The 13,970-nt window shown below is 59.0% G+C and carries 8 protein-coding genes; all 8 read left to right on the forward strand.

The features are described 5' to 3' along the window. Nucleotides 1-125: 125 nt before the first annotated feature. The 8 genes from QZQ97_RS16830 (at nt 126) to hisS (ending at nt 13,965) form a co-directional block, all read left to right on the forward strand. Nucleotides 126-5,117, forward strand: a complete 4,992-nt coding sequence (locus tag QZQ97_RS16830; RefSeq protein ID WP_311994376.1) for an alpha-2-macroglobulin family protein — start codon at nt 126-128, stop codon at nt 5,115-5,117. Nucleotides 5,118-5,178: 61 nt separating this feature from the next. Beyond that, nucleotides 5,179-7,503, forward strand: coding sequence for a peptidoglycan glycosyltransferase PbpC (pbpC, locus tag QZQ97_RS16835; protein WP_311994377.1), 2,325 nt, complete (start codon nt 5,179-5,181; stop codon nt 7,501-7,503). Between the two features lie 181 nt (nt 7,504-7,684). Continuing rightward, complete coding sequence (gene ndk / locus QZQ97_RS16840; RefSeq protein WP_004952077.1) at nt 7,685-8,110, forward strand: nucleoside-diphosphate kinase; 426 nt, start codon at nt 7,685-7,687, stop codon at nt 8,108-8,110. Between the two features lie 268 nt (nt 8,111-8,378). Further along, complete coding sequence (locus QZQ97_RS16845; protein ID WP_311994378.1) at nt 8,379-9,575, forward strand: bifunctional tRNA (adenosine(37)-C2)-methyltransferase TrmG/ribosomal RNA large subunit methyltransferase RlmN; 1,197 nt, start codon at nt 8,379-8,381, stop codon at nt 9,573-9,575. An 87-nt stretch (nt 9,576-9,662) separates the two neighbouring features. Further along, the gene (gene pilW / locus QZQ97_RS16850) at nt 9,663-10,409 is read left to right on the forward strand and encodes a type IV pilus biogenesis/stability protein PilW (protein WP_311994379.1); all 747 of its coding nucleotides are present in this window, start codon (nt 9,663-9,665) and stop codon (nt 10,407-10,409) included. Further along, nucleotides 10,399-11,382, forward strand: coding sequence for a cytoskeleton protein RodZ (rodZ, locus tag QZQ97_RS16855; RefSeq protein ID WP_311994380.1), 984 nt, complete (start codon nt 10,399-10,401; stop codon nt 11,380-11,382). Before pilW ends, rodZ begins: the two co-directional genes overlap by 11 nt. 47 nt (nt 11,383-11,429) lie before the next feature. Beyond that, nucleotides 11,430-12,551 (forward strand): flavodoxin-dependent (E)-4-hydroxy-3-methylbut-2-enyl-diphosphate synthase, encoded by a 1,122-nt coding sequence (gene ispG, locus QZQ97_RS16860; RefSeq protein WP_004952070.1) that lies wholly within the window; start codon nt 11,430-11,432, stop codon nt 12,549-12,551. Between the two features lie 139 nt (nt 12,552-12,690). After that, complete coding sequence (gene hisS, locus QZQ97_RS16865) at nt 12,691-13,965, forward strand: histidine--tRNA ligase (protein WP_311994381.1); 1,275 nt, start codon at nt 12,691-12,693, stop codon at nt 13,963-13,965. Nucleotides 13,966-13,970 lie beyond the last annotated feature (5 nt).

Consider the following 13,970-nt stretch of genomic DNA (forward strand, 5'->3'; position numbering starts at 1 on the left):
CGCTTCGTCATTAGGCTCGACACAGATTGAAATGTTTCACGGCCTGGGGAGCAGCGCTGCTATTATTCATCCATATCCGGATATTGCGCCGACGAGTCGCGCAAACGCTGCCAGGGAGTTAAACGATGAAACCATGCCGTTCAGGGGCATTCGCATCAGGCAAGAAACTTTGTCAGGGGATCGCATTGGCGGGGGGCTTGCTGCTGCTGGCCGCCTGTGATGATGGCGGTCAAAAAACCACTGCGGCGCAAGCCGATGGGCCGACGAGCAGCGCCATCCAGGCGAAACGGCCGGATGCCGCCGCACTGGCGGTGCTGGCGAAACGCGACGCAGGCAAGCCGCTGACGTTGCTGGATGCTTCCGAACTGCAACTCGATGGCACCAGCGCTATGGTGCTGACGTTTTCTCTGCCGCTGGAGCCGAACCAGGATTTCGCCGCGCGGGTGCACCTGGTCGACAGCGTCAGCGGTAAAATCGACGGTGCCTGGGAGCTGTCGGATAACCTGATGGAGCTGCGTTTGCGCCATCTGCAACCCAACCGCAAGCTGGTGCTGACCGTCGAAGGTGGCCTGAAAGCGATCAACGGTGCCGAACTGGGCCAACAACAGCAACAAACCCTCGCCACCCGCGATATCAAACCCAGCGTCGGCTTTGCCGGCAAAGGCTCGCTGCTGCCGACCAAGCTGGCGCAGGGGTTACCGGTGATGGCGCTGAACGTCGACAATGTGGACGTTAACTTCTTCCGGGTGAAGGCCGATGCCTTGCCGGCGTTCCTGGCCAACTGGGAATATCGCAACGCGCTTTCCAGCTGGGAGTCGGAAGAGCTGTTGAAAATGGCCGACCTGGTCTACAGCGGCCGTTTCGATCTCAACCCGCAACGCAATACCCGTGAACGTCTGCTGCTGCCGCTGAACGGCATTGAGGCCTTGCAGCAGCCCGGCGTTTATTTGGCGGTGATGCAGCAAGCCGGTCATTACGGATATACCAACCCGGCGACCTTGTTCACTCTCAGCGATATCGGCGTTTCGCTGCACAGCTACCACGATCGTCTCGACATCTTTACCCAGGGGCTGGAAGGCGGCGCGGCGCTAAGCGAGGTTGAGCTGCGCCTGCTGGATGAAAAAGGCCAAACCCTTGCCCAGGGCACGACCGATAAGCAAGGACACGCTCAGCTGGCGAAAAACAGCAAGGCGCGTTTGTTGTTGGCCACCCAACAGGGCCAGACCAGCATGATAGATCTCTCGACGCCGGCGCTGGATCTGGCCGAGTTTGATATCGCCGGGCCGGAAGGCTACAGCAAGCAGTTCTTCGCCTTTGGCCCGCGCGATCTGTACCGACCGGGCGAAATGCTGATCGTCAACGCTTTGCTGCGCGATGCCGACGGCAAGCCGCTACCGGCCCAACCGGTGAAAGTGGATATCGTCAAGCCGGACGATCAGGTGGCACGCAGCTTTGTCTGGCAGCCGCAGGACGGCCTGTATCAATATCAGTATCAAATCCCCGAGGGCGGGCCGACCGGCAACTGGTCGCTGCGCTTTAACCTGGGGGATAACCAGCCGCGGCTTTACAGCTTCAAGGTCGAGGATTTCCTGCCGGAGCGCATGGCGCTCGACATCACCGCACAGAAAACCCCGCTGCGGCCCGACGCGCAGCTGGTGTTTGACGTCACGGGCCGCTATCTGTACGGTGCGCCGGCTTCCGGTAACCGCCTGCAAGGGCAGGTATTCTTGCGGCCCCAGCGCGAGGCGGTCAGCAGCCTGCCGGGCTATGAATTTGGTTCGGTGACGGAAGAAAGTCTGTCACGCAATATGGACGAGTTCGATCAGGCGCTGGACAATGCGGGCAAGGCGCAGGTGGCGGTAGACAGCAGTTGGGCCGAGGTGAAATCCCCGCTGAAAGCGATCCTGCAGGCCAGCCTGCTGGAATCCGGTGGCCGCCCGGTAACGCGTCGCGCCGAACAGGCGATCTGGCCTGCCGATGCGCTGCCCGGCATTCGGCCGTTGTTCAACAAACAGCAGATTTATGACTACCGCAGCGACAGCTATCAGGCCCAACCGGTCGTGGATGAAAACACCCAGGCCGGCTTTGATATCGTTTACGCCAATGCCGCCGGGGAGAAGCTGGCGGCCAGCGGGCTGAAGGCCCGGCTGGTGCGTGAGCGCCGTGACTATTACTGGCAATGGTCGGAAGGGGAAGGCTGGCAGTCGCTGTATGACAAGAAAGATCTGCCGCTGGCGGAACAGACCCTGGATATTGCCGCCAACGGCAGCGCCAAGGTGAGTTTCCCGGTGGAATGGGGCGCGTATCGCATTGAAGTGGTGGATCCGCAGAGCAACCTGATTACCAGCCTGCGATTCTGGGCAGGTTACAGCTGGCAAGACAACACCAACGGCAGCGGTGTGGTGCGGCCGGACCAGGTGAAACTGAAACTGGACAAGCCGGCCTATAAGCCGGGCGAAAAAGTAAAACTGCATATTGAAGCGCCGGCCGCCGGCAAGGGGTATCTGCTGGTGGAATCCAGCGATGGCCCGTTGTGGTGGCAGGAGCTGGAGGTGCCGGCCGGCGGTGCCGATGTCGATGTGCCGATTAACCAGGACTGGAAGCGCCACGATCTGTATCTCAGCGCGCTGGTGATCCGCCCTGGAGACAAACTGCAGCAGTCGACGCCGAAGCGGGCAGTGGGTTTGTTGCATCTGCCGCTGGTGGATGAAGGGCGCAAACTGGCGCTAACGCTGGATGCGCCGCAGCGCATGCGGCCGAATCAAACTCTGACGGTGAAGGTCAAGGCGGCCCATAGCGAAGGCAAACCGCCGCAGCAAATCAACGTACTGCTCTCCGCCGTGGACAGCGGCATTCTCAATATAACCGACTACGCGACGCCGGACCCGTATCAGGCATTCTTTGGCCGCAAGCGCTATAGCGCCGATCAGTACGATGTTTACGGGCAGTTGATTGAGGGCAAAGGGCGCCTGGCCAACCTGCGTTACGGCGGTGACGGCGACGACGAAGATGCGCTGTCGCGCGGCGGTAAAAAACCTATTACCGCAGTGACCATCGTGGCCCAACAGGCGCAGCCGGTTAAACTGGACGCCAAGGGAGAGGGCGAGATCCAGATCGCCATTCCGGATTTTAACGGCGAACTGCGGCTGATGGCACAAGCGTGGAGCGACGAAGACTTCGGCAAGGCAGAGGCCAAAACCCGGGTCGCCGCACCGGTGGTAGCAGAGCTGGCGACGCCGCGTTTCCTGGCTGGGGGCGACAGTACCCAGTTGGCATTGGACGTCAGCAATCTGTCCGGCCAGCCGCAGACGCTGACGGTGAAATTGGCCGCCAGCGGATTGGTGGCGCTGCAAGGTGCGGGCGAACAACAGGTCAGCCTGGCAAACGGCGAACGCACCACGCTGCAGATACCGGTGCAGGCGCTGGTGGGCTTTGGCCAGGGTGAGGTGGCGCTGAGGGTCAGTGGCCTGACGCTGCCGGGTGAAACGCTGAAAGATTATCAACATACCTGGAAGATTGGCGTGCGTCCGGCTTACCCGGCGCAAACCCGCCAGTTCGCCAGCGTGATCCGCGCCGGTGAAAGCTGGAGCCTGCCGGCAGATGCCGCCGTCGGCCTGGTGCCGACAACCCTGGAGGGGCAATGGCTGTTAACCAGCAGACCGCCGATTAATCTGGCGCGTTATATCAGCGAGCTTTACGCCTATCCGTACGGTTGCCTGGAACAAACGACCAGCGGGCTTTATCCGTCGCTGTATACCAACCGGGCGCAACTGAGCGCATTGGGCATCAAAACCGGCAGCGATGAAAGCCGCCGCAGCAGCATCGATGCCGGCATTGAGCACTTGCTCAGCATGCAGCGCTTTAACGGTGGTTTTGGCCTGTGGAACCGCGACAGTCAGGAAGAGTTCTGGCTGACCGCCTACGCCACAGACTTCCTGTTCCGCGCCAGCGAGCAGAATTACAGCGTACCGGCCGATGCATTGACCGCGGCGAATAACCGCCTGCAGCGCTATTTACAGGACCGCAACCAGATCGACGTCGCCTATACCCCGTTCCCTGACCACACTCGTTTTGCGGTGCAAGCCTATGCCGGGTTGGTGCTTGCTCGCCAACAACAGGCGCCGCTTGGCGCACTGCGGCAGCTGTATGAACGCCGTGCCGACGCTCGCTCAGGCTTGCCGCTGGTGCAGCTTGGCGTCGCGCTGAAGCTGATGGGGGATATGCCGCGCGCCAACCAGGCGATCGAGCAAGGGCTGGCGACACAACGCAACGCCAAGGATTACTGGCTGGAAGATTACGGCAGCCCGCTGCGTGACGATGCGATGATCCTGGCACTGCTGACCGAAAATAATCTGTTGCCTGCGGTACGCGACCAGCGCTTGCTGTCGTTGTCTGAACGGCTTAACGGCGAGCGTTATCTGTCCACGCAGGAGAGCAACGCGCTGTTCCTGGCTGCGCGTAACCTGATCGGCAGTGCTGAAACGCCGTGGCAGGCGCAAACGGTGCAGGGCAAGGCGCTGTCCGGCAGCCAGGCACTGACGCAAAACCTGTCCGCCGAGCAGGTGGTTGCGGGGCTGCAACTCACCAATACCGGCAGCGGTACGCTGTACAGCCGCGCCGATCTGGTGGGTTACCCGGAGCAGGCGCCGCAGCCGCAGAGCAACGTGCTGAACATTCGCCGCGAATTCCTGGGATTGGACGGCAAACCTGCGGATCTGACCCAGTTGAAAAGCGGACAGCTGATTCTGGTGCATCTGGATGTCTGGGCCGATAACGCGGTGCCGGACGCGCTGGTCGTCGATCTGCTGCCGGCCGGTCTGGAGCTGGAAAATCAGAATCTGGGGGACAGCAGCGCCAGCCTGGGCGAAAGCGCCAGCAGCGTGACCGAATTGTTGCAGGATATGCAGCAGGCAGATATCAAACACCAGGAGTTCCGCGACGATCGCTACGTGGCGGCGGTGAATATCGACGGCTACCGTCATACCACGCTGCTGTATCTGGCGCGTGCGGTGACGCCGGGTAGCTATCTGGTGCCGGCACCTCAGGTTGAGTCGATGTATGTGCCCGCCTGGCGCGCATTGGGCGCTACGCCGCCGCGACTTGAGATTGCCCGATGACTTACCCTGTCCCGCCCCGGTGGTTTAACCGGTGGCGGGGCAAGGGAGCGATGCTTTTCTTATGACTCTCTTCCTCGCCCATTTGCGCCGCCGCGGGTTAATCTGGCTGCTGGTGATTTTCCTGCCGCCCGCTTTGCTGTGGCTGGCGGACCGGCTGTGGCCGTTGCCGCTGAAAGATGCCGAGATGGCCCGAGTGGTGGTGGCGGAAGACGGCACGCCGCTGTGGCGCTATGCCGACAGCGACGGCGTGTGGCGTTATCCGGTGACTTTGCGGCAGGTGTCGCCCTATTATCTGCAAGCCTTGCTGACCTATGAGGATCGCTGGTTTTATCGGCATCCCGGCATCAACCCGCTGGCGCTGGCCCGAGCCGCCTGGCAGGACCTGCGCAATGGGCAGATTGTTTCCGGCGGCAGTACGCTGTCGATGCAGGTGGCGCGCCTTATCGATCCTCATCCGCGCACAGTGGCCGGCAAATTACGGCAGGTGTGGCGAACCGCGCAGCTGGAATGGCATTTATCGAAGGATCAAATCCTCGAAATCTACCTTAACCGGGCGCCCTATGGCGGCACGTTGCAGGGGATTGGCGCGGCAAGCTGGACCTATCTGGGCAAACCGCCTTCGGCGCTCACGCGTGGAGAAGCGGCGTTGCTGGCAGTATTGCCGCAAGCGCCCAGCCGTTTGCGGCCGGATCGCTATCCGGAACGCGCGCAGGCTGCACGGGACAAGGTGCTGGAGCGGCTGGCGCATTACCGCGTTTGGCCGGCGCAGCAGATAAATGAAATTCGCCAGGAAGCCTTGTGGCTGGCTCCGCGTCAGGTGCCGCAGTTAGCGCCGTTGCTGGCGCGGCGCATGACACAGGGTAACCGCAGCCAGGTCGTAACGACCACGCTGGACGCCACGTTACAGCGGCGGCTTGAAGAACTGGCGCGCGGCTGGAAGAGCCAATTGCCGGAAAAAACCTCGGTCGGCGTGCTGGTGGTCGATCACACCAACATGAAGGTGCGCGCCTACCTGGGCTCGTTGGATTTCAATGACAACGGCCGTTTCGGTCATGTTGATATGGTGGCCGCCTGGCGCTCGCCGGGCTCGACGCTCAAACCCTTTTTGTATGGACTGGCGCTGGATGACGGGTTAATCCACGCTGAATCGCTGCTGCAGGATGTGCCGCGTCGCTTCGGCGATTACCGGCCCGGCAATTTTGATACCGGTTTTCACGGTCCGGTCAGTGCCAGCGAGGCGCTGGCGCGCTCGCTTAATCTGCCGGCGGTGCAACTGCTGGAGGCTTACGGTCCCAAACGCTTTGCCGCCAATTTGCGCAACGTGGGCGTGGAGCTGCGGCTGCCGGCCCACGCCGAGCCGAGCCTGGCGTTGATTCTGGGCGGAGCCGGTGCGCGGTTGGATCAGTTGGTCGCCGGGTTCAGCGCATTGGCCCGGCAAGGCAAAGTGGCGCCGCTGCGTTTTACGCCTCGGCAAGGGCTTTACGATCGCCAGTTGCTGTCGCCGGGTGCAGCCTGGATTGTGCGGCGTATCCTGGCGGGAGAAGCGCGGCCGTTGCCGGATGACATGTTGCCTGCCGGTGTGCCGCTGGCGTGGAAAACCGGCACCAGTTACGGTTACCGCGATGCCTGGGCGGTGGGCGTTAATCCCCGCTATACGCTGGGCATATGGGTTGGGCGACCTGACGGTACGCCGGTCGCCGGGCAGTTCGGCTTCGCCACGGCGGTACCGCTGCTGAATCAGGTCAATAATTTGTTGTTGGCCTCTTTGCGCCAGCGCGGGCAGGGGATCCCGGTCGATCCGCGTCCGGCAAGCGTCGGCCGGGCGGAGATCTGCTGGCCAGGCGGGCAGCCGCTTGCCGCCGGTGACAGTAACTGCCGCCAGCGGCGTCTGAGCTGGATCCTCGACGGAACCTTGCCGCCGACGCTGCCTGCACCGGGACAGGAAAGCGCGTTGGGCAGCCAACCCCTGGTGTGGCTGAATGCTCGCGGGCTGCGCGTGGCGGCGGATTGCCCGGGGGCAGTGGCGCATCGTTTGGCGCTGTGGCCAACGCCACTGGAGCCATGGTTGCCGCCGGCGGAACGTCGTGCCCAGCGTTTGCCGGCCGTCGATCCGCAGTGCCCGCCCTTGCAACAACAGGAGGCACCGCCTCTGCTGATGCTGGGCGTACGCGACGGCGCGATACTGCGCCGCCTGCCGGGTAAAAATGCGCTTGATTTGCGAATCAGCGCCCAGGGAGGGAGCGGGCAGCGTTGGTGGTTCTTGAACGGTCAGTTGGTGGGGGAAGGGGAGTCGCTATTGCAGACGTTGACGCAGCCGGGCCGCTATCAGCTCAGCCTGCTGGATGAGAGTGGCCAGGTAGCGCTGCGTGGATTTAGCCTCGATTAAGCCGGTTTTTCACACCCGGCCGCAGGGTGCAAAGTGAAGAATGAAGATAATAATTTTTAATGAAATGTTGATTTTCCCGTAGGCAAGCGTTAACAGCGCACATATAATCTGCGCCACTTAAGAAGGCCGGCACGCGTTTAATTGCAGACCGGTCAGTTTTGGAAGCCATACAGAGGCCATCATGACCGTAGAACGTACCTTTTCCATCATCAAACCAAATGCTGTAGCCAATAACGACATCGGCGCAATCTATGCTCGCTTCGAGCGTGCCGGTTTCAAAATCATCGCATCCAAAATGCTGCGTCTGACTCGCGAACAAGCCGAAGGCTTCTACGCTGAGCACAAAGGCCGCCCATTCTTCGACGGTCTGGTTGAGTTCATGACCTCCGGCCCAATCGTGGTTCAGGTTCTGGAAGCTGAAAACGCAGTACAGCGCAACCGTGACATCATGGGCGCAACCAACCCGGACAACGCACTGGCCGGCACCCTGCGTGCTGACTACGCGGACAGCTTCACTGCCAACGCCGTACACGGCTCCGACGCAGTAGAATCTGCCCAGCGCGAAATCGCTTATTTCTTCAACGAAAGCGAAATCTGCCCACGTTAATACCCGTCGTCTTTCAAGCTGCAGCGTGGTTGGCTGCCACTTGAAATCCATAGGGTATTGCGGTTTGCATGGCGTGGCATTCACCGGCTGAAACAATAAAAATGCCCTGAATGCCTTTCAGTCATGGCAACCTGCTACTAAAATTTGTACAATGCCGCGCCCCTGATGAGTCGTCTTGTCAGGGGCGCGTTTTTCAGTGCGATTTAAACGCACACTTACTTTCCATTCTTTAGCGCCATAACGTGTAACAACGAGGCCAGAGATCATCATGTTAGAACCCATCACGTCCGAGCACATCGTGTCTGAAAATAATTCGCTGACTACTCAATCCGTTAACGCGGAAACTCCGGCTGCGGCCAAAATTAACCTGCTGGATTTGAACCGTCAGCAAATGCGTGAATTCTTCGCCAAAATGGGCGAAAAACCTTTCCGCGCCGATCAGGTCATGAAGTGGATATACCACTATTGCTGCGATGATTTTGAGCAGATGACCGATATTAACAAGGTGCTGCGCAACAAACTGCAGAGCGTCGCCGAAATTCGCGCGCCGGAAGTGTCAGAAGAACAGCGTTCAGCCGATGGCACCATTAAATGGGCGATCAAGGTAGGCGATCAGCAGGTCGAAACCGTGTTTATTCCGGACGGCGATCGCGCGACCCTGTGCGTATCATCCCAGGTGGGCTGTGCGCTGGAGTGCAAATTCTGTTCGACCGCTCAGCAGGGCTTTAACCGTAACCTGCGCGTGTCGGAAATCATTGGCCAGGTGTGGCGTGCGGCGAAAATCATCGGCGCACTGAAAGTCACCGGCGAACGCCCGATCACCAACGTGGTGATGATGGGCATGGGCGAGCCGCTGCTCAACCTGAACAACGTCGTGCCGGCGATGGAAATCATGCTGGACGATTTCGGCTTTGGCTTGTCCAAACGCCGCGTTACCCTGTCTACTTCCGGCGTCGTGCCGGCGCTGGACAAATTGGGCGATATGATTGACGTTGCGCTGGCGATCTCGCTGCATGCGCCAAACGACAAGATCCGCGATGAAATCGTCCCCATCAACCGCAAATACAATATCGAAACCTTCCTGGCTGCGGTACGCCGCTACCTGGAAAAATCCAACGCCAATCAGGGCCGGGTGACGGTCGAGTACGTGATGCTGGATCATATCAACGACAGCACCGACGATGCGCACCAGTTGGCGGAGGTTCTGAAGGATACGCCATGCAAGATCAACCTGATCCCATGGAACCCGTTCCCCGGCGCGCCTTACGGCCGCAGTTCCAACAGCCGCGTGGATCGTTTTTCCAAAGTGTTGATGGAATACGGCTTTACGACTATTGTTCGTAAAACCCGTGGTGATGATATCGATGCCGCTTGCGGGCAACTGGCAGGTGAAGTGATCGACCGTACCAAGCGTACCCTGAAAAAGAAAATGGCCGGGGAACCTATCAACGTGCGTGCGGTCTGAGTCCTATAGCATGATTTTTTTGTTATCTAACAGTCTGTTATGTGAATAGACGTCAAGATGACATCAAATAAGGAAATGAATGCGGGCATGAAGCTGAATCTGTGGGGCATGTTGCTGGCGGCCGGTTTACTGGCCGGCTGTTCCGGGTCGTCACCGGAAAAAGACGCGCAACCTGAAGCGGGCCAGACGCGTTTGCAACTGGGGCTGGAATATCTGAAGCAGGGCGATTTGAACGCCGCGCGGCAGAATCTGGAAAAAGCGGCGGACGCCGCCCCGCAGGATTACCGTACCCAATTGGGCATGGCGCTCGTTGATCAGCGGATGGGCGAGAATGGCGCGGCTGAACAACGTTATCAGCAGGCGCTCAAACTTGCGCCAAACAATGGCACCGTGCTGAATAATTACGGTGCGTTTCTTTGCAGTTTAGGGCAGTATGTACCGGCACAACAGCAGTTTAGCGCCGCGGCTCTGGCACCGGATTATGGTCAGGTTGCCGACAGCCTGGAAAACGCAGGTTACTGTTTTCTCAAGGCCGGACAGAACGATGAAGCACGCACCTTGTTAACGCGTGCCCTGAAGGTCGATCCGGACAAAGGCACTCCACTGTTGGTGGAGGCGGAAAAGCAATTTGGAGAAGGGAAGCGCGCTCAGTCGCAACTTTTATTGGATAGTTATCAACATGTTCTGCCGGCTAGCGCCGACAGCTTATGGTTACAGATTCGTTTCGCCGCGTTAGCAGGTCGCCAGGATAGCGTTCAACGCTATGGCAAGCAGCTAGCGCGAAGTTTTCCACAATCCAAACAGTACCAGCAGTTCTTAGCTAATGAATACTGAAGCCTCCCAAGATAAAACCGTATCCATGACGACAGGCCAACGTCTGCGTCAAGCCCGTGAGCAACTCGGGCTGAGTCAACAGGCCGTTGCAGAACGCCTGTGCCTCAAAATGTCTACCGTGCGCGACATAGAAGAAGACAATCTCTCCGCAGACCTTGCTTCGACTTTCGTGCGTGGTTATATCCGTTCCTACGCCAAGCTGGTGCATTTGCCGGAAGATGAACTGCTGCCGATGCTGGCCAAGCAGGCTCCGCTGAAGGTGGCAAAAGTTGCGCCAATGCAGAGTTTCTCGTTAGGCAAGCGCCGCAAAAAACGCGACGGCTGGCTGATGAGCTTCACCTGGCTGATTGTTTTCGTGGTAGTCGGTCTGACCGGTGCCTGGTGGTGGCAAAACCACAAGGCGCAGCAAGAAGAGATCGCCACCATGGCCGATCAATCTTCCGCCCAACTTTCACAAAACAATGAAGGCCAATCAGTGCCGTTGACCGACAGCAATGCCGACAACAGCGCACCTATGGCTGACAATGGTTCAACGCCGGTAGATACCGGCGTTGCGCCTGCGCAACAGGCAGCACAGGCTCCGGCCGCAACCGGCAGTGAAACCGCACAGCAACCTGCGGTGGTTTCGCCAAGCCAAGCTCCGATCCCAGAGACCACGCCTGCGGCTCCGACGGCGCAAGCGCCGCTGCCGACCGGCGAAGCGGGCCTGGCAGCACCGGCTGAAGATCCCAATGCGTTGGTGATGAACTTCTCCTCCGACTGTTGGTTGCAGGTAAGCGACGCCAGCGGCAAGACGTTGTTCAGCGGCACCCAAAAGAGCGGCGGCAAGCTGAACCTGGCAGGTACCGCGCCATATAAACTGACTATTGGCGCACCGGCCGCAGTACAGATTCAATATCAAGGTAAGCCGGTGGATTTAAGCCGGTTTGTTAAATCAAACCGTGTTGCTCGTCTGACCATTGCCGCGCAGTAATTGCGCGGCCATTGTCGTTAAGCCAGAGCAACAATGGAGAGTAAGTAATGCATAACCAAGCGCCCATCAACCGTCGAAAATCAACGCGAATTTACGTCGGCAAGGTGCCTATTGGTGATGGCGCGCCGATTGCCGTGCAGTCGATGACCAACACCCGTACCACCGATGTTGAAGCAACGGTTAATCAGATCAAAGCGCTGGAGCGCGTGGGCGTAGATATCGTCCGCGTTTCAGTTCCCACCATGGACGCCGCCGAGGCGTTCAAGCTGATCAAGCAGCAGGTTAACGTGCCGCTGGTCGCCGATATCCACTTCGATTACCGCATCGCGTTGCAGGTTGCCGAATACGGCGTGGACTGCCTGCGTATCAATCCGGGCAATATCGGCAACGAGTCGCGTATCCGCTCAGTCGTGGACTGCGCGCGCGATAAAAACATCCCGATTCGTATTGGGGTGAACGGCGGCTCGCTGGAAAAAGACATTCAGGAAAAATACGGCGAACCTACGCCGGAAGCGCTGCTCGAATCGGCGATGCGTCATGTGGATATCCTCGATCGCCTCAATTTCGATCAGTTCAAGGTCAGCGTCAAAGCCTCCGACGTATTCCTGGCGGTGCAATCTTATCGCCTGTTGGCCGCGCGTATCGATCAACCGCTGCATTTGGGTATCACCGAAGCCGGTGGCATGCGCAGCGGTTCGGTGAAATCGGCGATTGGCCTGGGGTTGCTGCTGTCGGAAGGCATCGGCGATACCCTGCGTATTTCGCTGGCGGCCGATCCGGTGGAAGAAGTGAAAGTCGGTTTCGATATTCTGAAATCGCTGCGCATTCGTGCGCGCGGCATTAATTTCATCGCCTGCCCAACCTGTTCGCGTCAGGAGTTCGATGTTATCGGCACGGTGAACGCGCTTGAACAACGCCTGGAAGACATCATCACGCCGATGGACATTTCGATTATCGGCTGTGTGGTCAACGGGCCGGGCGAAGCGCTGGTTTCCACGTTGGGCGTGACCGGTGGTCATAACAAGAGCGGTTTTTACGAAGACGGCGTGCGCCAGAAAGAGCGTTTTGACAACGAGCAGATGATTGACCAACTGGAGGCGAAAATTCGCGCCAAGGCGTCGATGATGGATGAAAGCAATCGCATCTCGGTCAATCTGCTGGAAAAATAAGCGTTATCGCTACATGGCGGGCTGATTAGCCCGCTTGTTTATGAACCCGGGAGGCAGAAAGCGGCACCCGCGTTGAATACGGGGCGGCAAAGTCCCTATAATCGGGTTCATTTTTATAGACAACGGACAGAGAAATCACGTGGCAAAGAACATTCAAGCCATTCGCGGCATGAACGACTACCTGCCGGAAGATACGGCATTATGGCAGCGTATTGAAGGCACACTGAAGCAGGTGCTGGGCAGCTACGGTTACAGCGAAATCCGGTTGCCGATTGTAGAGCAGACCCCGTTATTCAAACGCGCGATCGGCGAAGTGACCGACGTCGTGGAAAAAGAGATGTACACCTTCGAGGATCGCAACGGCGAAAGCCTGACGCTGCGTCCGGAAGGGACGGCTGGCTGCGTTCGCGCCGGCATCGAACATGGTCTGCTGTACAATCAGGAACAGCGTCTGTGGTACATCGGTCCGATGTTCCGCTATGAGCGCCCGCAGAAAGGCCGCTATCGCCAGTTCAATCAGCTGGGTGTGGAAGTGTTCGGCCTGCAAGGTCCGGACATCGATGCCGAGCTGATCCTGCTGACCGCCCGCTGGTGGAAAGCGCTGGGTATTTCCGAGCACGTTAATCTGGAGCTGAATTCAATCGGCTCGCTGGAGGCGCGCGCCAATTACCGTGATGCCCTGGTGGCGTTCCTGGAACAGCATAAAGAAAAGCTGGACGAAGATTGCAAGCGCCGCATGTACAGCAATCCGCTGCGCGTACTGGACTCCAAAAATCCGGAAGTTCAGGCCTTGCTGAACGACGCACCGCGCCTGTCCGAGTACCTGGATGAAGAATCCAAAGCCCACTTCGACGGCCTGTGTGAACTTTTGGCTCAGGCAGGTATCCCATATACCATCAATGAACGCCTGGTGCGCGGTCTGGACTACTACAACCGTACGGTATTCGAATGGGTGACCACCAGTCTGGGCGCTCAGGGAACGGTGTGTGCCGGCGGACGTTACGACGGCCTGGTCGAGCAACTGGGCGGGCGTGCGACGCCGGCGGTCGGTTTCGCGATGGGTCTGGAGCGTCTGGTACTGCTGGTTCAGGCAGTGAATCCGGATTTCAAAGCCCCGGCGACCATTGACGTGTATGTTATCTCCTCCGGTGCCGGCGCCCAAAGCGCGGCGATGCAGTTGGCAGAAGACGTACGGGATGCGGCACCACAGTTGAAATTAATGACCAACTACGGCGGCGGCAACTTTAAGAAACAGATCACCCGTGCGGACAAATGGGGCGCGCGCGTCGCTTTGATCCTCGGTGAGAACGAAGTCGCGGCACAGCAGGTGGTGGTTAAGGACCTGCGCAGTGGTGAACAAGAAACGCTGGCGCAAAGCGAAGTCGCAGTGCGTCTGGCAACGATGTTAGGTTAAGGAGA

Origin of the sequence: Serratia sp. root2, assembly GCF_031931805.1 — a bacterium.
Classification (GTDB): Bacteria; Pseudomonadota; Gammaproteobacteria; order Enterobacterales; family Enterobacteriaceae; genus Serratia; species Serratia inhibens.

Coding starts and splice junctions, on each gene's coding strand:
- rodZ (WP_311994380.1), top strand. CDS start 10,399: ATGAATACTGAAGCCTCCCAAGATAAAACCGTATCCATGACGACAGGC.
- ndk (WP_004952077.1), top strand. CDS start 7,685: ATGACCGTAGAACGTACCTTTTCCATCATCAAACCAAATGCTGTAGCC.
- pilW (WP_311994379.1), top strand. CDS start 9,663: ATGAAGCTGAATCTGTGGGGCATGTTGCTGGCGGCCGGTTTACTGGCC.
- QZQ97_RS16830 (WP_311994376.1), top strand. CDS start 126: ATGAAACCATGCCGTTCAGGGGCATTCGCATCAGGCAAGAAACTTTGT.
- ispG (WP_004952070.1), top strand. CDS start 11,430: ATGCATAACCAAGCGCCCATCAACCGTCGAAAATCAACGCGAATTTAC.
- QZQ97_RS16845 (WP_311994378.1), top strand. CDS start 8,379: ATGTTAGAACCCATCACGTCCGAGCACATCGTGTCTGAAAATAATTCG.
- pbpC (WP_311994377.1), top strand. CDS start 5,179: ATGACTCTCTTCCTCGCCCATTTGCGCCGCCGCGGGTTAATCTGGCTG.